General features: G+C 68.7%; 19 protein-coding genes and 1 pseudogene. 5 read left to right on the top strand and 15 right to left on the bottom strand.

What is annotated here, in order from left to right; translation table 11 throughout:
• Nucleotides 1-71: 71 nt before the first annotated feature.
• Together ACSSVZ_RS00475 and ACSSVZ_RS00470 are read right to left on the bottom strand one after the other, a co-directional pair.
• Nucleotides 72-791: pseudogene (locus ACSSVZ_RS00475) on the bottom strand (DUF1013 domain-containing protein); the annotation flags it as partial.
• Between the two features lie 168 nt (nucleotides 792-959).
• Nucleotides 960-1,979 carry an NAD(P)H-quinone oxidoreductase gene (locus tag ACSSVZ_RS00470; RefSeq protein ID WP_453967633.1) on the bottom strand — a complete coding sequence of 340 codons (1,020 nt, stop codon included), beginning with the start codon at nucleotides 1,977-1,979 and terminating at the stop codon, nucleotides 960-962.
• A gap of 286 nt (nucleotides 1,980-2,265) precedes the next feature.
• Here ACSSVZ_RS00470 and ACSSVZ_RS00465 point away from each other — a divergent pair, with 286 nt between their 5' ends.
• Complete coding sequence (locus tag ACSSVZ_RS00465; protein ID WP_453967632.1) at nucleotides 2,266-2,460, top strand: DUF1192 family protein; 195 nt, start codon at nucleotides 2,266-2,268, stop codon at nucleotides 2,458-2,460.
• Nucleotides 2,461-2,534: 74 nt separating this feature from the next.
• Here the strand turns inward: ACSSVZ_RS00465 and ACSSVZ_RS00460 are convergent, their stop codons facing one another.
• From ACSSVZ_RS00460 to ACSSVZ_RS00430, 7 genes are all read right to left on the bottom strand, one after another.
• The gene (locus tag ACSSVZ_RS00460) at nucleotides 2,535-3,260 is read right to left on the bottom strand and encodes an alpha/beta fold hydrolase (protein ID WP_453967631.1); all 726 of its coding nucleotides are present in this window, start codon (nucleotides 3,258-3,260) and stop codon (nucleotides 2,535-2,537) included.
• A gap of 287 nt (nucleotides 3,261-3,547) precedes the next feature.
• Complete coding sequence (locus ACSSVZ_RS00455; protein ID WP_453967630.1) at nucleotides 3,548-4,006, bottom strand: RidA family protein; 459 nt, start codon at nucleotides 4,004-4,006, stop codon at nucleotides 3,548-3,550.
• 17 nt (nucleotides 4,007-4,023) lie between these two features.
• Nucleotides 4,024-5,664: a benzoate-CoA ligase family protein gene (locus tag ACSSVZ_RS00450; RefSeq protein WP_453967629.1), complete on the bottom strand. Its 1,641-nt coding sequence runs from the start codon at nucleotides 5,662-5,664 to the stop codon at nucleotides 4,024-4,026.
• Between the two features lie 89 nt (nucleotides 5,665-5,753).
• On the bottom strand, nucleotides 5,754-6,947 hold the full coding sequence (locus tag ACSSVZ_RS00445; protein ID WP_453967628.1) for an acyl-CoA dehydrogenase family protein: 1,194 nt from the start codon (nucleotides 6,945-6,947) through the stop codon (nucleotides 5,754-5,756).
• Between the two features lie 3 nt (nucleotides 6,948-6,950).
• The gene (locus tag ACSSVZ_RS00440) at nucleotides 6,951-7,784 is read right to left on the bottom strand and encodes an enoyl-CoA hydratase family protein (protein WP_453967627.1); all 834 of its coding nucleotides are present in this window, start codon (nucleotides 7,782-7,784) and stop codon (nucleotides 6,951-6,953) included.
• The gene (locus ACSSVZ_RS00435) at nucleotides 7,781-8,299 is read right to left on the bottom strand and encodes a MarR family winged helix-turn-helix transcriptional regulator (protein ID WP_453967626.1); all 519 of its coding nucleotides are present in this window, start codon (nucleotides 8,297-8,299) and stop codon (nucleotides 7,781-7,783) included. Before ACSSVZ_RS00435 ends, ACSSVZ_RS00440 begins: the two co-directional genes overlap by 4 nt.
• Nucleotides 8,299-9,036: an SDR family NAD(P)-dependent oxidoreductase gene (locus ACSSVZ_RS00430; protein WP_453968015.1), complete on the bottom strand. Its 738-nt coding sequence runs from the start codon at nucleotides 9,034-9,036 to the stop codon at nucleotides 8,299-8,301. The genes ACSSVZ_RS00435 and ACSSVZ_RS00430 overlap by 1 nt, the downstream gene beginning before the upstream one ends.
• 217 nt (nucleotides 9,037-9,253) lie before the next feature.
• Between ACSSVZ_RS00430 and ACSSVZ_RS00425 the strand changes: the two genes are divergently transcribed.
• The 4 genes from ACSSVZ_RS00425 to ACSSVZ_RS00410 all read left to right on the top strand — a co-directional run bounded on the left by ACSSVZ_RS00425 (nucleotide 9,254) and on the right by ACSSVZ_RS00410 (nucleotide 14,894).
• Nucleotides 9,254-11,596, top strand: a complete 2,343-nt coding sequence (locus ACSSVZ_RS00425) for a bifunctional salicylyl-CoA 5-hydroxylase/oxidoreductase (RefSeq protein WP_453967625.1) — start codon at nucleotides 9,254-9,256, stop codon at nucleotides 11,594-11,596.
• 265 nt (nucleotides 11,597-11,861) lie between these two features.
• Nucleotides 11,862-13,040, top strand: a complete 1,179-nt coding sequence (locus tag ACSSVZ_RS00420; protein ID WP_453967624.1) for a glycoside hydrolase family 3 protein — start codon at nucleotides 11,862-11,864, stop codon at nucleotides 13,038-13,040.
• A 133-nt stretch (nucleotides 13,041-13,173) separates the two neighbouring features.
• The gene (locus tag ACSSVZ_RS00415) at nucleotides 13,174-13,458 is read left to right on the top strand and encodes a hypothetical protein (RefSeq protein WP_453967623.1); all 285 of its coding nucleotides are present in this window, start codon (nucleotides 13,174-13,176) and stop codon (nucleotides 13,456-13,458) included.
• A 62-nt stretch (nucleotides 13,459-13,520) separates the two neighbouring features.
• On the top strand, nucleotides 13,521-14,894 hold the full coding sequence (locus ACSSVZ_RS00410; protein ID WP_453967622.1) for a serine/threonine-protein kinase: 1,374 nt from the start codon (nucleotides 13,521-13,523) through the stop codon (nucleotides 14,892-14,894).
• Nucleotides 14,895-14,916: 22 nt separating this feature from the next.
• Here the strand turns inward: ACSSVZ_RS00410 and ACSSVZ_RS00405 are convergent, their stop codons facing one another.
• From ACSSVZ_RS00405 to tssM, 6 genes are all read right to left on the bottom strand, one after another.
• Nucleotides 14,917-15,714, bottom strand: a complete 798-nt coding sequence (locus ACSSVZ_RS00405; RefSeq protein WP_453967621.1) for a MinD/ParA family ATP-binding protein — start codon at nucleotides 15,712-15,714, stop codon at nucleotides 14,917-14,919.
• Nucleotides 15,715-15,798: 84 nt separating this feature from the next.
• The gene (locus ACSSVZ_RS00400) at nucleotides 15,799-16,209 is read right to left on the bottom strand and encodes a hypothetical protein (RefSeq protein ID WP_453967620.1); all 411 of its coding nucleotides are present in this window, start codon (nucleotides 16,207-16,209) and stop codon (nucleotides 15,799-15,801) included.
• Nucleotides 16,210-16,417: 208 nt separating this feature from the next.
• Nucleotides 16,418-17,326, bottom strand: coding sequence for a serine/threonine-protein kinase (locus ACSSVZ_RS00395; protein WP_453967619.1), 909 nt, complete (start codon nucleotides 17,324-17,326; stop codon nucleotides 16,418-16,420).
• Between the two features lie 124 nt (nucleotides 17,327-17,450).
• A complete protein-coding gene (locus tag ACSSVZ_RS00390) occupies nucleotides 17,451-18,164 on the bottom strand; it encodes a PP2C family protein-serine/threonine phosphatase (protein ID WP_453967618.1) in 714 nt (237 codons plus the stop codon).
• Complete coding sequence (gene tagF, locus ACSSVZ_RS00385; protein WP_453967617.1) at nucleotides 18,148-18,861, bottom strand: type VI secretion system-associated protein TagF; 714 nt, start codon at nucleotides 18,859-18,861, stop codon at nucleotides 18,148-18,150. Before tagF ends, ACSSVZ_RS00390 begins: the two co-directional genes overlap by 17 nt.
• Nucleotides 18,858-22,535, bottom strand: a complete 3,678-nt coding sequence (gene tssM, locus ACSSVZ_RS00380) for a type VI secretion system membrane subunit TssM (RefSeq protein WP_453967616.1) — start codon at nucleotides 22,533-22,535, stop codon at nucleotides 18,858-18,860. Before tssM ends, tagF begins: the two co-directional genes overlap by 4 nt.
• Between the last annotated feature and the right edge of the window lie 5 nt (nucleotides 22,536-22,540).

The following is a 22,540-nucleotide window of genomic DNA, read 5'->3' as shown; positions in this document are numbered from 1 at the left end:
ACGATCGGCGTGTCCTCGGCGGCGGCGGTCTCCGGGACCGGCTCGGCGGCCGGCGGGGCCGGCGGCACCGCGTCGTCCTCGTCTTCGTCGTGACGCTCGCCCTTCTTCCAGGCACGCAGACCGGCGAACAGCGATTCCGGGTCGACCCTGGCGTTCTCGGCGCGCTCGGCGCGTTCCGCCTCGTAAGGCGACGAGGCGAGCGAATCGTCGACCGACAGCAGCGTCGCCGGCTCGGCCTGGTCGACGGCCGCGGGCGCGAGCCCGACGGAGGCCTTGTCGACTTCCAGGTCCAGCTCGATCTGGCTGCACAGGCCCAGCGTCACCGGATCGGCCGGCTGCAGGTTCGGCGAATTCCAGTGGGAGCGGTCGCGAATCGCCTGGATGGTCGACTTGGTCGTGCCGACCAGCCGGATGATCTGGGCATCCTTCACTTCCGGATGGTTGCGCAGCAGCCAGAGGATGGCGTTCGGCCGATCCTGGCGCTTCGACACCGGCGTGTAGCGCGGCGCGCGCTTCTTCGTCTCCGGGACGCGCACCTTCGAAATGGCGAGATCCAGCTTGTGCGACGGATCCTTCTCCGCGCGCTCGATCTCGTCGCGCGTGAGCTGGCCGGTCTGGACCGGATCGAGGCCCTTGATGCCCTGCGCCGCATCGCCGTCGGCGATCGCCTTCACTTCAAGCGGGTGCAGCTTGCAGAATGTGGCGATCTGCTCGAAGGACAGCGACGTGTTGTCGACCAGCCAGACCGCGGTCGCCTTGGGCATGAGCGGAGCATTTTGCCCGAACGCCATATAATATCCTCCTGTTCGCTCCCCCGGCCTGCGCCGCGAAAGCCCTCTTCCACCGAATGTAGGGGAGTGTATCCGGAGATATAGACCGCAAGACCGCCCAACGCAAACCGTGCGTGTGGGCGGGCTGCGGACGGATGCGGCCCGACGGTGCCTCCGGTGGCGCGGCGCCTACGCGGCGTGGGCGTCGCCGACGGTGAGCACGATCTTGCCCACATGGCCCGAGCTTTCCATCCGGCGATGCGCAGCGGAGGCCTCCGCCAGCGGGAAGGTGGAATCGATCACCGGCCTGGCCTTGCCCTCCGACAGCAGCGGCCAGACGTTGGCCCGCAGCGACGCCGCCACGTCGGCCTTGAAGGCCACGTCGCGGGCCCGCAGCGTCGATCCGGTGTGGGTGAGCCGCTTCATCATCAGGCGGCGGAAATCGACCTGCTCGCTCGCCCCCTCCAGCACCGCGATCTGGACGATCCGGCCCTCGACGGCCGCCGCCGCCCAGTTGCGCTCCACGTAGCTGCCGCCGACCATGTCGAGGATGAGATCGACGCCGTGGCCGTCGGTGACTTCCTTGACGACGGTGACGAAGTCGGTGGTCCGGTAGTTGATCGTCGCGTCGGCGCCGAGCGCGCGACAGGCTGCCAGCTTCTCGTCGGAGCCGGCGGTGGTGATGACGAACGCGCCGAAGGCCTTGGCGAGCTGGATCGCCGTGGTGCCGATGCCGGACGTGCCGCCGTGGACGAGAAAGCGTTCGCCGGACTTCAGCCGGCCGCGGTCGAAGACGTTCGACCAGACGGTGAAGTAGGTTTCCGGAATGGCACCGGCCTCGACCATCGACAGCCCCACCGGGATCGGCAGGACGTTGGGGGCGGCGGCGAGACAGTACTCGGCGTAGCCGCCGCCGGGCACCAGCGCCATGACGCGGTCGCCGACCGCATGGCCGGTCACCTCCGGTCCGACCGCGGCGATGGTGCCGGCGACCTCGAGGCCCGGGATGGGGGTCACGCCCTTCGGCGGCGGGTAGTTGCCCATGCGCTGGAACACGTCGGGCCGATTGACGCCGGCGGCTTCGACGCGGATCAGCACCTCGTCGGAGGCAGGCCCGACCACCGGAACGATCTCGGGGACCAGCACCTCCGGCCCGCCCGGCTCCGGGATCGCGATCGCCGTCATTCTCTCGGGAACGTTCATGCTCATGCTCGACTCCGTTGCGCCAGCGGACCGCCGTTCCATACGCTTCGGGCGGGGCACTGACAACGCGCCTGCGGCCGCGCCCCGCCTGCAGCGGCGCGCGGGGCCCGGATGCCAGGGACCGTCATCGCCTTGTGCGGCCACGGTTTTCTAGGCGCAGGATTTCCCCACCGATCATTTTGATCTAGCCTGCGCGCGGATGGGACACAGCCCGACCGCAGGACGCCGGCCGCCGCGGAACGTCGCGCGGCACGCCGGCGCCGCTGGGCGCCGACGCAGAAAGGGGCGAACCATGGCAATCCGCAGCGAGGACGACCGCCTGACGCCGAGCACCCTCATCGTGGTGGGCGAGGATCTGTCCGCCCAGTCGCTGGAAGACCTGGCCGAGCGGCGCGCGGCGCTGGAGGAGGAGATCGCGCGGATCGATCGGGTGGTCGCCGCCAAGACCGCCACCCGGGCGGCCGCCGACAGCCTGTTCAAGAGCTGAGCGCCGCCGCCGGCCGGCGTTCGCCCGCTTTCCCGGCGGGCGGCCCACGCGAGCCGAACGGCGCACGCGGCCGGTCAGTCGCGGCCGGCGATCATGATCTTCTCGGCCAGCAGCGCCGGGTTGGTGAAGCACAGCTCGTGGCTGCCCGGCGACAGCACCAGCCGGAACAGGCCGAGCTTCTCCGACAGGCGCGGATGCCAGCCGAGGCTCTGGGGAAGCGCGGTGTCCTCCAGGCAGTTGATGTAGGACTTCGCCACCTGCATCTCGGCCGGATTGGTCTTCAGGGCGATCGGATCAGTGAAGGTCGCGTAGGGATGCGGGTTGAGCTGCGCATAGGACGACTTCGCCAGCGCCTCATCGGCATCGTTGATGAACGCCTCCCGCCAGATCGGGAACGGCAGCATGACGCTGTTGTCCGGGCTCTGGGCGCTGACGGCATCGAACAGCGCCACGTAGTGGGGCGGCACCAGGTCGTTGAGGCACTCGCCGTCGTTGGGCACGAACGCGTTCCAGTAGACCAGCCGGCGCAGGCGCTCCGGCACCGCATCGGCGACGCCGGTGATGACCATGCCGCCATAGGAATGGCCCAGGAGAATCACGTCCGTCAGGTCGTTTTCGGTCAGATACGCGACGATCGAGCCGATCGCCTCGGAAAGCCCGATGGTCTTGCTGTCGCCCGGACGGTTGCCGGCGATCGTCGGCGTGTGGACGTCATGCCCCGCCGCTCGGATCGGTGCCGCGATGTCTTCGAACAGATCGCCCGTATGCCAGGCTCCATGGATCAGAACATAGGTTGCCAAGGCTTCCCCCCGCCGTTGCGATTGACACGTTGCGTGTCGTTAACGCTATGTTAAGGTTAACAAACGATAACTAACGACATCCAGTCCGCTGGGTTACAGTGATCTCGACCACTTAGTTTTTTGACGCCTCCAAGTCTGACACCTTCAAGCCGCCCCCGAGGGGGCGGTCTTTTTTTGTGCGGCGCCCCGGAAGGATGGCCGTCCGGGCAGACGACCCCGGCGATCCGGGGATGCGCCCGACCACCGCGATCGCCCGATCGGGTGGCCGCTCCGGCCCGCAGGCGGCCTCAGGGTGCCGTGGGGAGAATGGCGGTGGCCTCGATCTCGACCATGGCCTTCTCCTCGACCAGCGACAGCACCTGCACCAGGGCCATCGCCGGGAAGTGCTTGCCCATGACCGAACGATACACCGGCCCGAGCTCCTTCAGCGACGCGCGATAGGCCTCGATGTCGGTGACGTACCAGGTGAGCCGGCCGACGTGCTCCGGGCCTCCGCCGGCCGCCTCCAGCACCGCGACGATGTTCGCCAGCGCCTGGCGAACCTGCCCCAGGAAGTCCTCCGGGAAGCTGCCGTCCAGATCCCAGCCGATCTGACCGCCGACGAACAGCACCCTGCCCTCGCCGACCATGCCGTTGGCATAGCCGCGCGGCTCGGCCCACCCCTGCGGCTGGACGGCGGAAAGCGGCGACGGCAGACGGGCGGGCGGCGTCTTCGGCCGGTCGCCGTCGACATCGATATGACTCACGGAAAACCTCCGTCTCTTCAGGTGGTCGCGGACGTGGGAGCGGCTTCGGCGATCTGCCGCAGCTGGAAGCGCTGCAGCTTGCCCGTTTCGGTCCGCGGCAGGGTGGCGACGAATTCGATCGCCCTCGGATATTTGTAGGGAGCGTTCTCGGCCTTGACGTAGTCCTGCAGTTCCTTGACCAGCGCGGCGTCGCCGGTGACGCCGGGCGCCAGCACCACGTAGGCCTTGACGATGCGGCCGCGGTCCGGATCCGGAGCGCCCACCACGCCGCATTCGGCGACCGCCGGATGGGCGAGCAGCGTGCTCTCCACCTCGGGACCGGCGATGTTGTAGCCGGCCGAGATGATCATGTCGTCGGAGCGCGCCTTGTACCAGAAGTAACCGTCCTCATCGACCTCGTAGGTATCGCCGGTGATGTTCCAGCCGTTCTGGACGTAGACGGTCTGGCGGTCGTCGGCGAGGTAGCGGCAGCCGGTCGGGCCGCGCACCGCCAGGCGGCCGGAGACGCCCGGAGGACACGGGTTGCCGGCATCGTCGATGACCATCGCTTCGTACAGCGGAACCGGCTTGCCGGTGGCGCCCGGACGGATGTCCTCCTCGCGGGCGGCGATGAAGATGTGCAGCATCTCGGTGCCGCCGATGCCGTCGAGGATCTTGATGCCGGTCTTCTCGTACCAGGCGTCCCAGGTCGGCTTCGGCAGCGCCTCGCCGGCCGACACGCACTTGCGCAGGCTGGAGATGTCGGCGTCGTCGAGCTTCGACAGCATCACCCGGTAGGCGGTCGGCGCGGTGAAGACGATGGTCGCCCGGTGCTTGGCGATCGCTTCCAGCAGGTCGTCGGGACCGGCACGCTCCAGCAGGATGGCCGCCGCCCCGACGCGGAACGGAAACAGCACCAGACCGCCGAGGCCGAAGGTGAAGGCGAGCGGCGGCGACCCGACGAAGCGATCGTCCGGCTCCGGCCGCAGCACCTCGCGCGAGTAGCAGTCGCAGATCGCGAGCATGTCGCGGTGGAAGTGCATGGTGCCCTTGGGCTGCCCCGTCGTGCCGGAGGTGAAGCCGATCAGGCAGACGTCGTCGGTGGAGGTGTCGCAGGCCTCGAACGGTGCGTCGTAGGCGGCCATCTGCGCTTCCAGCCCATCCGGCGCGTCGGTGCCGAAATAGACGATGTCGGTGAGGCGCGGCGCCAGCGTGCGCGTCTTCTCCATCTCGTCGGAGAGCTTGCGGTCGCAGATCGCCAGGCTCAGCTCCGGCTTCTCGACCAGATAGGAGAGCTCCTTGGCGCGCAGCAGCGGCATGGAGGCGACGACGATGCCGCCGGCCTTGATGATCGCGAAATAGACTGCGGTCATCATCGGATTGTTGGCCGAGCGCAGCAGCACCCGGTTGCCCGGCACCAGGCCGTAGCGGTCGACGAGCACGTGGGCGATCCTGTCGACCACCTTCTGCAGCTCGGCGTAGGTCCAGGTCACGCCCGAGCCGATCAGGGCGACGCGGTCGCCCCGGCCCTCGGTGACGTGCCGGTCGATCAGCTCGACGGCGCAGTTCATCCGGTCCGGATAGCCGAGATTCTCGAGGTTCGGGAACTCCGGCCAGAGGTCGCGCGGCGGGAGATTGTCGGCGGCAAACGTGTCCACGTGCGCGGTTTCGGTACCCATCGATCAAGTCCTCTGTGTCTGAAGGTCTTGGTTTCCCTGTTGATCCGAGCGATCTGCAGCCGCTCTTGAAACGTGCCGGCCGACCGGCGTCAGGCGAGGCCCGCGGCCTCCTCGGCCTCGCGGGCCGCCAGCGCCTGGCGGGCGATGATCACTTTCTGGACTTCGCTGGCGCCCTCGTAGATGCGCAGCGCGCGGATGTCGCGGTAGAGCTCCTCGACCCGCGTGCCGACCCGGACGCCGTCGCCGCCGTGGATCTGCACGGAGGCGTCGATCACCCGCTGGGCGGCCTCGGTGGCGTAGAGCTTCGCCATCGACGCCTCGCGGGTGATGCGCGCGGCCCCCCGGTCCTTGGTCCAGGCGGCCCGGTAGACGAGCAGCGCCGCGGCATCGACGTCGAGCGCCATGTCGGCGAGCGCGCCCTGGGTCATCTGCAGCTCCGACAGCGGCGCCCCGAACAGGTGGCGCTTGCGGGCCCGGTCCAGCCCTTCGTCCAGGGCGGCGCGGGCGAAGCCGAGCGCGGCCGCGCCGACGGTGGAGCGGAACACGTCCAGCGTCGCCATGGCGATCTTGAAGCCCTCGCCGCCGGCGCCCAGCCGGTGCGAGGCCGGCACGACGACGTTGTCGAAGGCGAGACGGCCGAGCGGATGCGGCGCGATCACGTCGATCCGTTCGGCGACGGAGAAGCCCGGCCGGTCCGCCTCGACCACGAAGGCCGACAGGCCGCGGGCGCCGGGCGCCTCGCCGGTGCGGGCGAACACCACGTACTGGTCGGCGATGCCGCCGTTGGAGATCCAGGTCTTCTCGCCGGACAGGCGGAAGTTGCCCTCCCCGTCCGGCTCGGCGACGGTGGCGAGCGACGCCACGTCGGAGCCGGCCTCGGGCTCGGTCAGCGCGAAGGCGGCGATGGCTTCGCCGGCGCCGACCTTCGGCAGGAAGCGCGCCTTCTGCTCCTCGGTGCCGAACAGGCTGATCGAGCCGGTGCCGAGCCCCTGCATGGCGAAGGCGAAATCGGCCAGCGCGTGGTGGCGGCCGAGGGTCTCGCGGGCGATGCAGAGCGTGCGGACGTCGATCCTGTCGGCGGCCCCGCCATGGGGGGCGACGATGACGTGGCGCAGGAAGCCCGCCTCGCCCAGCGCCTTCACCAGCCGCTGGCAGGAGCCGTCGACGTCGTGGTGGTCGACGAGACCGGAGACGTGCTGGCCGGCCCAGCGGTCGAGCTCGGCGGCGAAGGCGCGGTGGGCATCCTCGAAGAACGGCCAGTCGAGAAAGGAGGTGTCGGCCACCGGCTAGTTCCCCTCGAAGACGGGCGTCTTCTTGGCCGCGAAGGCCTCGAAGGCGCGCCGGTAGTCCTCGGTCTGCATGCAGACGGCCTGGGCCATCGCCTCGGAATCGATCGCCTGGTCGACCGACATGTCCCACTCCATGTGCATCATCTTCTTGGTGATGCCGTGGGCGAAGGTCGGGCCGCGGGTGAGCTCGGCGGCGAACGCCTGGGCCTCGGAGAGCACCTCCTCGGAGGCGACCAGGCGGTTGAAGAAGCCCCAGCGCTCGCCCTCCGGCCCGCGCATGACGCGGCCGGTGTAGAGCAGCTCGGCGGCGCGGCCGAAGCCGATGATGCGCGGCAGGATCCCGCATGCGCCCATGTCGCAGCCGGCGAGCCCCACCTTGGTGAACAGGAACGCCACCTTCGAGCCCTCGGTGCCGAAGCGCACGTCGGAGGCCATGGCGATGATGGCGCCGGCGCCGACGCAGACGCCGTCGACCGCGGCCACGATCGGCTGCGGACAGGCGCGCATCGCCTTGACCAGATCGCCGGTCATCTGGGTGAAGTCGAGCAGGCCCACCATGTCGCGCGCGAGCAGCGGCTCGATGATCTCGAACACGTCGCCGCCCGAGCAGAAGTTGCCGCCGGCGCCGGTGACGACGACGGTCTTCACCTGGGTCTCGTGGGCGAGCGCGCGGAAGGTGTCGCGCAGCTCCGCGTAGCTCTCGAAGGTGAGCGGGTTCTTCCGCTCCGGACGGTTGAGCGTGATGGTGGCGACGGGCCCGGCCACCGACAGCAGGAAATGCTGCGGCGTGAACTCCGACAGCGGCAGGGTGATCTGGAAGCGGTCGCTCACCGGCTGGGCTCTCCCTTGTTGGAATGGCTGTCGACCGAAGCCTTGGTCCTGGCGAGGTGGTCCAGGAGCCCTTCGATGTGCTCCGGCGACAGGTCGGTGAAGAGGTCGCCGATCCATTCGGCGTGTTCGGCGGCCATCTCCGCGAAGGCGGCGTGGCCGGCGTCGGTCAGCCGGACGAACGTCGAGCGGCGGTCAGTGTCGGAGGCGCGGCGCTCGACGAGACCGTCCTCGGCGAGGCGCTCGACCAGACCGGTGACGTTGCCGTTGGAGACCATCATGCGGCGCGAGATCTCGCCGAGGCTGAGGCCGTCGGGCGCCTTGTCGAGCTGCGCCATCAGGTCGAAGCGCGGCAGGGTGACGTCGAAGCGCTCGCGCAGCCGGCGGCGGATCTCGCTCTCGATCATGTTGGTGCAGGTGAGCAGGCGCAGCCACAGCCGCAGCTCGCGGGTGTGGTCGCGCGGGCGCTCCAGCGCGCGCGTCTCGGCGTCGAGGGCGATGGTCGATCCCTCCGGCATCACATGATCTCTCCGCCGGCGACGACGATGGACTGGCCGGTGATGGCGCTGGCCGCCGGCCCGACCAGCCAGCGGACGGCATCGGCGACCTCCTCCGGGCGGATCAGCCGCTTCAGCGGATTGGTTTTCGACAGCGCGGCGCGCGCCTCGTCGGCGCTGCGGCCGGTCTTCGCCATGATCTTGTCGACACTCTCGGAGGTCAGGTCGGTGTCGGTGAAGCCCGGGCACACGGCGTTGACGGTGACGCCGCGGCCGGCCGTCTCCAGCGCCAGCGAGCGGGTCATCCCGATCACCGCGTGCTTCGACATGGTGTAGGCGGAGGTGTAGGCATAGCCCTTGAGGCCGGCCGTCGAGGCGACGTTGACGATGCGGCCGAAGCCGGCCTCCAGCATGCCGGGAAGCGCCGCCTTCGTGCAGGTGAAGACGCCCTCGACGTTGACCCGCCAGACCTTGCGCAGGACGTCGAGATCCGTCTTCAGGAAGGGCGCCGTCGTGGCGATGCCGGCGGAATTGACGAGGATGTCGACCGGGCCGTTCGCCGCGGCCGCGGCGGCGAAGGCGGCGTCCACGGCATCCGGGTCGGTGACGTCCGCCGGAACGACGGTGGCGCCGCCGATGGCCTCCGCGGTCCCGTCCAGCGCGTCGCGACGGCGGCCGAGCAACGAGATGCGGGCACCCTCGGCCTTCAGCAGCGACGCGATGGCCGCGCCGATGCCCGTCCCGCCGCCGGTGATCATGACGTGCCGCCCGCCTGAAGCCTCGTCCACGCTCTGCCCTCGTCCTTTTCTCCGCAGCCCGTCTGTCGCCACCCGCCCGTGCGGCGGCCGGAATGCCAAGGAGACTGCGTCGTTTTCATCGCTTGCAGCGGTATTTGTTTCAAGCTTAAAATATCTCCCAGAGACGCACAAGGGACGCGTCGGGCGCCCCCCGCCACCCCTGTCCGGGAGTTGAGACATGAAGATTTCAGTGATGGGCGGCGGTCCCGCCGGCCTTTATTTTTCGATCCTGATGAAGAAGGCCGATCCGTCGACGCAGATCACCGTCTTCGAGCGCAACAGGCCGGACGACACGTTCGGCTTCGGCGTCGTCTTTTCTGACGAAACGCTGCAGACCTTCCAGAAATACGATTTCGAGAGCTACCGCTCGATCACCGATCATTTCGCCTACTGGGACGACATCGAGACCCACTTCAAGGGCACGGTGTTCACCATCGGCGGCAACGGCTTCTGCGGCTGTTCGCGCAAGCAGCTGCTGATGCTGCTGCACGAACGCGCCCAGGAACTCGGTGTCGAGATCCTGTTCCAGACCGAGGTGACCGACTTCGAGGCGCTGATGCGCGAGTCGGACCTGGTGGTCGCCGCCGACGGCATCAACTCGATCGTCCGCGAGAAATGGCGCGACCACTTCCAGCCCGAGGTCGACCTCAGGCCGAACAAGTTCTCGTGGATGGGGTCCACCAAGCCGCTCGACGCGTTCACCTTCTTCTTCGAGGAGACCGACGCCGGCATCTTCATCGCCCACGCCTACCAGTACGAGCCGGGCCTCTCGACCTGGGTGATGGAGACCGATCCGGAGACCTTCGTGCGCGCCGGTCTCGACAAGATGGACGAAACCCAGTCGGCCCGCTTCCTGGAGGGCGTGTTCGCCAAGGCGCTGGACGGGCACCCGCTGATCATCAACCGCTCCATGTGGCGCAACTTCCCGATGATCCGCAACAAGCGGTGGACCAAGGACAACGTCGTCCTGGTCGGCGACGCCAAGTCGACCGCGCACTTCTCCATCGGCTCGGGCACCAAGCTCGCCATGGAGGATGCCGTCGCGCTCTACGAGGCGTTCCGCGCGAACACCTCGGTGGATGCGGCGCTCGCCGCGTTCGAGACCGGGCGTCGCGAAGCCGTCGAGAAGATCCAGCACTCCGCCGACGTGTCGCTCGTCTGGTTCGAGCACCTGGAGCGCTTCTGGGACATGGACCCCGTGCAGTTCGCGTTCGGACTGATGACGCGGTCGAAGGCGATCACCTACGACAACCTGGAACTGCGCGAGGAAGCGTTCGTCCGGGCCGTCGACAAGATGTTCGCGGGACAGGTGGCGGCGGAAGGGTTCGATGTCGACCTCGACAACCCGCCGGCCCCGATGTTCCACCCGCTCAAGGTGCGCGACATGGTCGTCCCGAACCGGCTGGTGGTCTCGCCGATGGACACCTACTCCGCCGTCGACGGCATGCCGCAGGACTTCCACCTGGTCCACTACGGCGCGCGCGCCATGGGGGGTGCCGGCCTCGTCTACACCGAGATGACCTGCGTGTCGGACACCGGCCGGATCACGCCGGGGTGCGCCGGCATCTACACCGACGAGCAGGAGGCCGCCTGGGCCCGCATCGTCGACTTCGTGCACAAGAACTCCGGCTCGAAGATCGCCATGCAGATCGGCCACTCGGGCCGCAAGGGCTCGACCCGGCTGATGTGGGAAGGCATGGACCAGCCGCTGGAACACGGCGGATGGGACGTCATCGCCCCCTCCGCGATTCCCTATTTCAAGCACAGCCCCGTCCCGCGCGAGATGACGCGGGACGACATGGACGCGATCAAGGCGCAGTTCGTGGCGGCGGCCGAACGGGTCAGCCGCGCCGGCTTCGACATGCTGGAGCTGCACTGCGCCCACGGCTACCTGCTGGCGACCTTCCTGTCGCCGCTGACCAACACGCGCACCGACGAGTACGGCGGCTCGCTGGAAAACCGGCTGCGCTATCCGCTGGAAGTGTTCGACGCCGTGCGCGAGGTCTGGCCGGCCGAAAAGCCCATGTCGGTGCGCCTGTCGGCCACCGACTGGAAGGAAGGCGGCATCACCGGCGACGATGCCGTCGAGATCGCCCGGGCCTTCAGCGAGCACGGTGCCGACCTGATGGACGTCTCCACCGGCCAGACGGTGCCGGACGCCAAGCCGATCTTCGGCCGCATGTTCCAGACGCCGTTCGCCGAGCAGATCCGCAACGAGGCGAAGGTGAAGACCATCGCCGTCGGCAACATCACCTCGGCCGACCAGGTGAACACGATCCTGGCGGCCGGACGCGCCGACCTGGTGGCCATTGGCCGCCCGCACCTCACCCATCCGTCCATCGCCATGCAGGCGTCGGCGGACTACGGCTTCACCGGCACCTTCTGCCCGCCGCAATATTTCCCCGGCTACGAGGCGGACCTGCGCAATGCGCAGCGCAAACGCGAGGAATTGAAGGAACTGAAGCTGAAGGCCCGGCCGAAGCACGACTACACGACCGAGAAGCGGCAGGCGGCCGAATAGGGCGCGCGACCGGACACCCGGCGGCGGACATCCCGTCGCCGTCCGTGCCGGCTCACGCCGACGTCAGCTCCGGACGACCTGGAGCCGGCGACCGTGACCGCACGCCTATCCGAGCGCGGAATGCGGACGCAGAGCCGGGGGCCGACCGTCGTCGTCGCGACCGGACCGAGTTGATCCCGCCCGGCGAAACGGGCAGGAACGGGCAGCGCCTGCTCTGCGGACGCGTTGATTCCGTTGGGTCCGACCCGTTCGCCAGGGAGCCTTCATGCCGTTTTTCCGTTCCGCCTGCGTGAGCCTGTTCGCGCTTGCCACCGCAGCCTGCGTCGCCGCGAGCGGCGAGCCGGCCCCCGTCCAGGCAGCCGGCGGCGCGTCCCGGAGCTGCGCGCCCCAGGTCACGCCGGCGCCGGCAGGCGTCTCGGTCGAAGAGATGGTCGGCCAGCTGCTGGTGGTCGGCTTCACCGGCAAGACGCCTTCCAGCGCATCGGCCACGGCCGTCCGCAAGGAGATCGCCGAAGGCCGGGTGGGCGGCGTGCTGTTCCTGCGCCACAACATCGGCTCCGCCGCCGACGTGAAGGCCCTGACAGCCGGTTTCGCCGCGGCAGGCACCCCGCCGCCACTCCTGATGATCGACCAGGAAGGCGGGCTCGTCTCGCGGCTCACCGCCAAGATCGGCTTTCCCGCGACGCCCTCGGCCGAAGCGGTCGCCCGCGCCAACAGCCCCGAGGCGGCCCGGGCGATCTACGCGAAGATGGCGCAAGGGCTGAAGGCCTGGGGCTTCAACGTCAACCTGGCGCCGATCGCCGACGTGGCCGTCAATCCGAACAACCCGGTGATCGCCAAGGCGGGGCGTGCCTATTCCTCCGATCCGCAGGTGGTCGCGGCGTTCGACAAGGCGTTCGTGACCGCCCATCGCGCCGCCGGCGTCGCCCCCACCCTCAAGCATTTCCCCGGCCACGGCTCGTCGGCCGGCGACAGCCACGACGGGGCGGTCGACATCACGCGCACCTGGAGCGAGGCCGAACTCGTCCCCTACCGCGAGCTGATCGACGCCGGGCTGGTCGACATCATCATGGTCGGCCACCTGCGCCTCGACCGGCACGGCACCGGCAGCGCGCTGCCCGCCTCGATCTCGCCCGAGATCGTCGACGGGATGCTGCGGTCGGAGCTCTGCTTCGACGGCGTGGTGATGACCGACGACCTGATCATGCAGGCGATCCGCAACCGCATGTCGGCGAGCGACGCCGTCATCGCCGCGCTCAGAGCCGACAACGACCTGATCGTCGTGTCCGGCGATTCCTCCACCGGTCCCGACTTCCCGCAGAAGGTCGCCGCGGCCGTGGCGGCCGAAGCGGCGAACGATCCGGCGTTCCGGCAGTCCATCGCGGCGTCGTACGGGCGGGTGATGGCGCTCAAGCGCCGTTTCGCCGGCGGCGGGCGGTCGTAACCCCGTTTCCGGATCGAACCGATCGGGACGGACGGGAGTTGGTCATCCGGATGATGCCGGAGACGGGTATCCTCCGGGTGGGTGGATCACCCTGAGGGACAGGCTCCGGCGGTCACACACCAGGAGACCCCGCATGCGCACCCTGATCGCCCTCCTCGCCATCGCTCCGCTCGCAACCGCTGCGGTGCCCGCCTTCGCATCGAGCGACGATGCTTGGGAGACGTTCCGCAACGACGTCTCCGAGGCCTGCACCGCCCTCGTCCAGGATGCCGGCGAGGTCTCGGTGGAGGTCAATCCGTTCGGATCGGAGAGCTACGGGGCGGCGATCGTCACGCTCACCGCCGAGGCCGGCACCGACCGGATGATTTGCATCTACGTCAAGGAGACGCAGAAGGCCGAGCTGACTTCGCCCTTCTAAACGCCTATCTATACGGGCGGCACGATCGTGCCGGCATCGACCGGGCGGGGTTCGGCAGGGACATGACCGAGGCAAAAGACGGCTCGCATCGCACGCACGTCGACGCCTTCATCGCCGGACGCCTTCCCTACGCGCGCCTGGTGTCGGGCCTGCGGTCGGCGATCGCGGCGGGGGAGGCCGACCAGACATCGCTCGGCGCCGTGCTGGGCGAGTATCAGGCCGTCGGCCGCCTGCCCAACGACCTCGTCTCGATGATCATGAACGAGGTCGCGAACCAGGGCGGTTCCGCGGATCGGGACGAGGCGGAAGACGGCGACGAAGAGAGCACGGTGCGCCGCGACACGCTGGTCCGCGGCCAGCCCGGTGGGCGCACCGCCATCGACGACAGGGTGGACGACGTCGTCCTGCAGGCCCTCGTCGAGGAATACAAGTCGCTGCGCGGAAGCGGCCCCTCGGAGAAGCGCAAGGACGACACCGATCTCGATCACTTCATGTCCGCCTTCGTCGGCGCGCGCATGCGCCGGACGGCCTATGCGTCCGAAACCGGGGGCAAACCCGCCGGCCGGGGCAGCAGGTTTCCGACCACGGCCGGCGCCCGTGCGGTCGTCGGCACGCTTCTCAAGGACCGCTTCGTGCTGGACCGCGAGATCGGCGGCGGCGCCATGGGCACCGTCTACGCCGCCGTCGACCGCCGCCGCCTGGAAGCCGGCGAAGGACGCCCCTACGTCGCCATCAAGGTGCTGGACCGCAGCTTCAGCCAGGACTCCCGGGCGTTCCGCACCCTGGAGGCGGAGGCACGGAAGGCACAGACACTCGCCCATCCGAACATCGTCCAGGTGCACGACTTCGACCGCGACGGGGCCGACGCCTTCATCGTCATGGAGCTGTTGCGCGGCCGCGCCCTCGATGCGGTGATCGGCGACCGGCCGGTCCCGATGGCCTTTCCGGAAGCCCGCAAGGTGCTTGACGGGGCGTTCACGGCGCTCGCCTTCGCCCACGAGAAGAGCATCCTGCATTGCGACGTGAAACCGTCGAACATCTTCGTCACCGAAGACGGCACCACCAAGCTGCTGGACTTCGGGATCGCCTCGGCCTCGACCCTGCCGATCTTCGACGTCGACCAGCTGTCGTCGTTCACGGGGCGCTATGCCGCCCCGGAAGTGATGGAGCGGCTGCTCCGCTCGACCTCGGCGGACGTCTTCTCGATGGCCTGCGTGCTCTACGAGGCGCTTGCCGGCAGCCATCCCTTCGATGACGGCACCGCGCTCGACATGCGCGACCAGGGCCGCACGCCGCAGCCGATACCCAACGTCGAACGCCGGGTGATGGACACGATCCTGCGGGCGCTCTCCTTCGAGCCGACCGAGCGGATCGCGACGGTGCCGGACTTCGTCGACCGCCTCGACGGCGGCAGCCGCGGCTGGTTCCGGCGCTGAGGCGCCCTGCCCGCGACCGGCCCTAACGGACGGCCTCCATTTCCTCGATCCGGTCGACGATCCTTTCGACCCCCTTCGAGAACGCGCTCTGCGAGTGTCGTTCGCAGACGATGCCGTCGCTGCCGAGCAGGATCAGATCCTCCGACAGGGGCAGGACGGCCGCCACCGGGGACTTGTAGGTCGCGAACACCCGGTTCGCGACTTCGGTGAAATCGAGCGACGAGATCGCCTTGTTGACCACCAGGAAGAGCTGCGGCACCTCCAGCCGGCGCGCCAGTTCGAGGGCGACCGCGGTGCCCTGATAGTCCTGCACGTCGGGCCGCAGCACGACGAACAGGCAATCGGAAATCGCGATGGAGAGCAGCGTCTCCTCGTTCACCCCCGGATGGGTGTCGATCAGCAGATAGTCGAGCTCGAGCGCGCCGCAGATGTCGCGGAAGCCGTCGTTCAGCGCATTGACGTCGTAGCCCTCGCGGATGATGCGGGCGATCTCGCCGGCCCGTAGGCTGGAGGGAATGAGATAGACCGATCCGGAGACCGGCGGCCGGCCGCCGATCTCGGCCTCCTCGTTGATCGCGTCGGTGACGTCGACCGCCGCCTCCTCGACCTTGCAGCGCCCCCAGAGATAGTCGTTCAGGGTGTAGCGCAGGTTCCTTGGGTCGACGTTGAAGAGGGCATGGATGCCGGGCGACTGGATGTCGGTGTCGACGATGCAGACGCGCTTTCCACGGCGCGCCAGTCCGGCGGCGATGTTGGCGGTGATGTTGGATTTTCCGGTGCCACCCCGATAGGAGTGGATCGAGACTGTCCGCGTGTGCACGGTCTGCGTTGTCCCCTGTGGTCCCTGCGCGGCCCGCATCCGACGGCCGCATGCCGGCGGCCGGATGCGGCAACCCGGGTGGTGTCAGACGTCCGAATGCCGGGCCCGCATCGACCGCGCCCGCTTCTGGAGGTCCTTGAAATAGTCGCTTTCGGCGATGGTTTCGACTTCGCGATCCTTCTTGTCGCGGTCGACGTGGATCCGCAGTTCGCTCACTTCCGCCCGCAGCGTGCCGTTCTCCCGCTCCAGCCGCTGGCGGGCGTCCTCGAGCCGCCGCCGCGCTTCGGTCAGGTCGTCGATCACGCCCGACAGATGAAACTCGCGCGCCTCGATGCGCACCACCATCATGCCGAAGGCTTCGGCGAGTTCGTGGACCGCAGGCGCGGCCTCCGCCGTCGTCAGCGCAGCGATATCCTCAAAAACGTCGTAGTCGCCATGGGCGACCTTCTGGGAGAGCTCCCGCAACCGCCCGAGACTCTCCGTAAGGTCCGTCATGTCTCTCGCTGTCCTCGCCACGGGCCGGCCCGATCGTCCGGCAGTGTAACCGGTTTTGGATGACAGCAGCGAAAACAGCCGCGATCAATCGCCGACCCCATCCCGTGCACTTTCCGCCCCCGCCGCATCGACCCGATGGCGGCACCGATGACCAGACACCCGTCAGCCGCCTCGGCGCCCCCTCAGGCAACCGATCGAAACGCCGCAGTTAGCCGCGCAGCCTCTCCCACCAACTCACGGCGGTGAACGCATCGACGAACTCCCGCACCTCCGGCGTCCGCTCGTTGCGCTCGAAGGCCAGCGCCTGGCTGAGCGCCCGCCATGGCCCGGCGCCGAGGCCGGCTGGCCGCTCGGGGACCTTGCCGTTGGCGATCGCCCAGCGCACCGACTTGTGGTCGAACGGGTGCTTTCCCGCGACCAGCATGTAGGCGACCACGGCCAGCGAATAGACATCGTCGGCGGGGGCCGGCACCATCCCCAGCAGCATCTCCAGCGATGCATAGGACGGCGTGAGCGCGCCGACATGGCCGAAATAGGCGATGGTCGGCCGATCGTCCTCGTCGCTGAGATCCACCGCCTCGTTGGCATAGGACACGCCGAAATCGAGGAGCTTTGCCGCCCCCGAGGTCGTCACGAAGATGTTGCCGGGCTTCACGTCGGTGTGGACCACGCCGTGCTCATGGGCATAGTCGAGCGCCGAGCCGATGTCGGCGATGATGCGGTTGCGGGTCACCCGGGAGACCGGATCGGTGCCGCGCTTGCGCAGCATGCGGCTGAGCGTCTGGCCCTCGAGCTGCTCCATGATGATGAACGACCGGCCGGCGTCCTCATCCCAGTCGTAGACCCTGGCGATGGCCGGATGCACGAACTCCTGCATGCGCCGCGCCTCGCGGTGCATCAGCTCGCGCATCTCCGCGTTGATCGTCGGATCCTCGTTGAGGAGCTTGATGGCCACCAGCGGCACCTGGGAGGCGGCGCGCAGGCGGAAGTGGTCGAGCGCGCTGTAGACGGTGCTCATGCCGCCACGGCCGAGCACGGAGATCAGCTCATAGCGCCCGCGCAGCATCGTTCCGAGCGGCAGCGGCAGCGGCTTGGCGGTGGGGACCGGTTCGCTCATCCCGGACGACGGGCCGCGTTGGTCTGCCCGAGGCCGTCGCGCGCGGCGTCATCGCGGCCGGCGTTCGCCTGCGCCGCCCGGGCACCCTGCCGTGGATCGTCGACCGCCATACTTCCCCATCCGATCACACCGCCCCGTCCACCCGCACCAGCACCGCCGTCACGTCGTCGCGCGACCCTGCCGCGGCGGCCGCCGCGACGAGGTCGTCCGCCGCGGTCTGGAACGAACCCGCCAGGTGGGCGAGGATGTCTTCCGCGCTGAGATAGTCGCTTACCCCGTCCGAACACAACAGGAAGCTGTCGCCGGCTTCGACCTCGACGACCACCCGGTCCAGCTCGAGGGTCTCGCCGCTGCCGATGGCCCGGGTCACCACGTTGGTGCGCCGCTGATCCGGCGCCTGCGCCGCGCCGTGGTCGCGGGTCATCTGGAACAGGTGTCCGTCGCGCACGAGATAGCATCGCGAGTCCCCCGCCCACACGCAGACGGCGTAGTCCGCATCGAGCACCAGGGCGACGACGGTGGCGCCGATGATCGCCGCCAGGCCGCCTTTCGCGGCCTCGCTGCGCAAGGCCGTGTTGATGCGGTGGAGGCTGCGTTCGACCGTCGCCACCCGGTCCTCCAGCGATCCGGCCGCGACCATCCGCTCGAGGATGCGGGCCACGGACAGGCTCGCCAGCTGACCGTCCGCATGGCCGCCCATGCCGTCGGCGACACAGAACAGGCCGCGCTCGGCCAGCACGAGGTAGGCATCCTCGTTGACGTCGCTCCGCGCGCCACAGCGGCTGGCCGCGGCGACGGCCAGGACCGGTACCGGGGACGCGTCAGCGGCTCCAGCCATGGTCTTTCCAGCGCCCGTCGAGGAAGGAGCCGAACATGGCTGCCGACGGCAACCCCCGTGCCTTGACGGCCTCGGGCTGGCGGCCGGGCCATCCGTAGTGCCACCAGACGCTCGCATTGGCGGGGCGCGGCGCCGGCGAATAGCCGCTGAAGCCGGACCTTCGCAGCTCGCTCACCGGCGGGAACAGCGGGTTGGACTGCATGGTGCCGAGTTCGCCGCCATAGCTGTTCAGGAACACCGATGGCTCCTCCCCGAGCGTGTCGATCGCGGCGAGCCCGGCGGCGATCCGGTCGATCAGCATCACCGCATCGTTGATCGACGCCTCGCCCTCGATCAGCGACAGCGCCGTCGCCTCCAGTTCGCGCAACGGCACCTGCAGATGCAGCGCCAGCGTCTGGCAGGGCAGAAGCTGCTCGACAGCGACGGCCAGCGTCAGCGGGTAGTAGCGCCCGGTGGAATCCACCGACGTGGCGATGACGCCGGTCCAGCCCACTTCCGAGATGACACCGGGATCGATGGCGAAACACCACACCGGGCTCGACAGATAGGTCCGCGCCCAGGCGTCGCCCAGCTTGTCGCGCGACCCGGCGAGACACTGCTGCAGCCACTTGTCCCACGGCTCGACGAAGGTGTTCGGCAGCCGTTGACGGCAGAAGTCGGCGGCGGACGGAATCTTTCCGTAGATACCGCCGGTCATAGTTGGCCCGGGCACTGGAACCCCTGAATGACGCCCGGCGCGAGCGGATTGACCACCGAACTCGCCTGAACCGTGTAGTCGGCCCGCGCGCCGGACTTGTTGGCGACGGAGAACGTGTACTGGCCGGACGACCCGGTGCGCTGCATGCCGGTCGTGTAGAGCAGCCGGAACAGCGCCCAGGCGCCCGAGCGCTCCTCCTTCACCGTGCCGCCTTCGACCAGCGTGATGATCACCGAGGCGGTGCTGGCGTCTCCGCGGTTCGGCCAGGTCAGGTCGGTCGTGCGGGGTGGTCCGTGCCGGTAGGTGACCGAGGTGCCGTCGAGGGTGAACACCGAACGCAGGGTGTCCGGGGACAGGAAGGACGGGGTGATGGAGAACTTCACCCCGAGGGTCGCTCCGCCGCTGAAGAAGGCGTTCCGGATCTGCTCGGCGCGCTGGAACATGTTGAGCGTCTGATCGGAGAAGCCCATCGTCTGGCCGTCGAAGCTCGCCGCGACGAGCTGGGTGCCCTGCTGCTTCACGAACGGCTGCACGTATTTGGTGAAGAACTGGTCGATCGTGCCGCCCTGCCGGAACATCTCGGTGAAGTCGGCCAGGGTGACCTCGTTCGTCGAATTGGTCATCGGGAAGAGGTTGTCGAGGAGCGAATTGCAGGACGGGATCACCTGCTGCTGCCAGTTCGCGTTGACGTTCTGATAGGCGAGCCCGATCAGCACGCGCCACGAGTGGATCGAAATGTCGGACATGATCGAGCCGAACGGCGACGGCAGCGTCGCCGACGTGGTCCGGAGCTGGCTGAGCGCATCCTGGGAGGGGCTGCTCGCCCGCTTCGACACGTACTGAAGCGCGGCCGCACCCGGGTCCGGCGCCGCGGCAATGGAATCGATGTCGCCGAACACCGAGCCGATGAGCTGCTGCACCTGGGGAAGCGTCGTCCCGCCCGCCGGCGCGGCCGGCGGGGCACCGCTTGCGGAGGGGGCGCCGAGCAGCGCCACCACCGGCTGGAACGGCAACGCGATCTGGTCGCCGGGCCAGGCCATGTTGCCGAACGCCTGCTGCGCCGCCGCGCCGATCGCCTTGCCGGCGACGCCCTTGGCGGCCGATGCGACGGCATTCCCGCCACCCGCACCACCCGCACCGCCAGCCCCGCCGGCAGCAGCCCCCGCCGCGCCTGCCGCTCCTCCGCCGGCCGCGCCACCCGCGGCGCTATCGGAACTGGAGGAGCTCCCGGGGATCGGCAGCTGGGTGTTGGTCTGCACCGCCTTGGCCAGCGCGATGAGCGGCGTATCCGGCGCCGCCAGCACCTTCAGGACCTGCTGGGCCCGCTGGACGGAATCGAAGTCGACGACGGCCACCTGGTCGATGGCGTCCTGCCAGATCGAGATGTAGTTGGCGACGTACTGCTTCACCAGGTTCTGCATCACCGACTGGTAGGTGGGGCTCTGGGGCTGCGCCCGGCCGGCGATCCAGTCCTGGCTGAGCGAGTCGTTGACGATGTTCGGCGCCTGGGCGAGGAAGAACTTGTAGAAGCCGTCGCGGGTGTAGAGCCCCGGGATCTGCAGGATCGGCTGCTTGGCCCTGATCCTGGCCGGGTCCGTCGTCAATGCCGAGGTGCCGATGATGCTGGTGAGCACCACCGGCTGCAGCGTCGGATCGGCATCCGCCTTGCGCAGCAGCGCGGCGTAGATCTCGTCGGTCTGCGGCACCGTGGCGAGGCGGCGCTGGGCCGCGCTGACGATGCCCTGGTTGAAGGTGACCGGCTGCGGGAGCTCCGCCACCAGCGCCGAGAACTGCGCGTTGAGCGCCGCCTGCTGGTCGGGCTGCAGCGGATAGAGGCGCTGGGACTCCGTCTTCAGCGTATCCATCAGGTAGGTCGCGTCGAACCGCTTCGGGTCGTTGAGCATCATGTAGGCCTGCAGCGACTGCCGCAGCGCCGGCATGTCGGCCTCGTTCTCGCTCTGGGTCAGGATGGCGACGCGCGCCGCCAGGCGGTCGGCGACCACCGGGAGCAGAAACTTGGACAGAACCGTGTCGTAGAGCTGGCTGGTGGCCGGTCCGAGCGTGGCATTCGCGTCGAGGCCGAAGCCGCCGACGATCGGCAGCGCACCGGGCTCTTCCGCGGCGTCCTCCAGCCGCGAGATCGAATTCAACGTGGGCAGGATCTGATCATAGGTGGGCTTCGGCCCGACCCCCTTGATCACCGCCTCCGTCGTCTGCAGCTCGTTGGCGACCGCGGCGATCTGATCGTTGCTGTGGTCCACCACCTTGGCCCAGAGGCCGGCGAACAGGACGAACAGCAGGATCGCAGCGGCATAGCCGAACCCGTAGCGCAGGGCGAGCGACGTCTCGAGCCGGCGGTTGGTGCCGATCAGGTCGGACTCCTGAAAGACGATGTCGGTCAGGAGGCGGTGGATGAAGAACGCCTTGCCGCGCCCGGAATAGGGAACGATCTGGCCAGGCGCGAGGCCGAAGCGGCGGCTGAAGGCGCCGAGCAGCCGGTCGATCGGCGTGCCCTCCTGGGTGCCGCTCGTGAGGTAGACGCCGCGCAGAAGCGGGGTCTTCTCGTACCGGCTGGTGCGGAAGACGTCGCGCACGAACGACGTCATCAGGCCCTGGAATGCCGCCAGTTCGCGCGGAAACAGGAAGATCCGCGCGCGCCGTTCCACGTCGCGTTCGGAATGCAGCCGGTCCGGCGCCAGCGCTTCCACCCGGGCGAACAGCTCGCTCAGGCGGTGGTCGATCTCCAGCGGCACCTGAACCGGCGAGGTGTCGGCCGGCAGCGTCACGCCGAACACCTGCTCGCGCTCGTCCTCGCGGAAATCCTCGAAGAACTCGGTGAAGCCCGAGATCAAGTCGGCCTTGGTGATCAGCAGGTAGACGGGGACGCTGACCTCGAACGCCTTGACCAGTTCCTGCAGGCGGCGCCGCAGGGTGTCGGCAAACATCCGCCGGTCGGTGTCGCTGCGGTTGAGCAGGTCGGCCGCGCTCACCAGGAGCAGCGCGCCGTTGATGGGCCGGCGGCGGCGGTGCGAGCGGAGGATGTCGAGAAAGCCGAGCCAGGCCGCCCGGTCGGTGTCGCGGTTGACGTCCTGGGTGGTGTAGCGGCCGGCCGTGTCGATCAGCACCGCCTTGTCGGTGAACCACCAGTCGCAGTGGCGGGTGCCGCCGAACCCCTGCACCGCTTCCGATCCGAACCGGTCGGACAGCGGGAACTCCAGCCCGGAATTGCTCAGGATCGTAGTCTTGCCGGTCCCCGGCGCGCCGACCAGCACGTACCAGGGCAGTTCGTAGAGGAAGCTGCCGCCCTTGTGACGGCCGATCGTCGATTCCTTCAGCACCTCAAGGGCGTGCTGGAAGCGCTCGCGGATGATCTCCAGTTCCTCATCGCGGTCGGAGGTGGCGAGCGAGGCCAGTTCATCGGACTCGATGAGGTTCTTGATCAGCCGCGAATTGGCGCGGCGGATCAGCAGGAACCGGACGAAGGCGATCAGCAGCAGGACGACGATCAGCCCGACGATCAGGCCGATGCGCGCGCTCGCCGAGGCAAGGGGATTGCCCCCCATCAGGGAGAATTCCGGCCCGAAGAACCAGATGACCAGCGCGAGCGCCACCAGCCCGAAGAGGAACACGAGCGTTCGCAGCTTGAAAAGTTCGCGTACCAGCGCACCCAGCATCGCAG

This window comes from Amorphus sp. MBR-141, assembly GCF_053628695.1.
The sequence above is the reverse complement of the archived record's forward strand: the minus strand, read 5'-3'. Positions and strand labels throughout refer to the sequence as shown.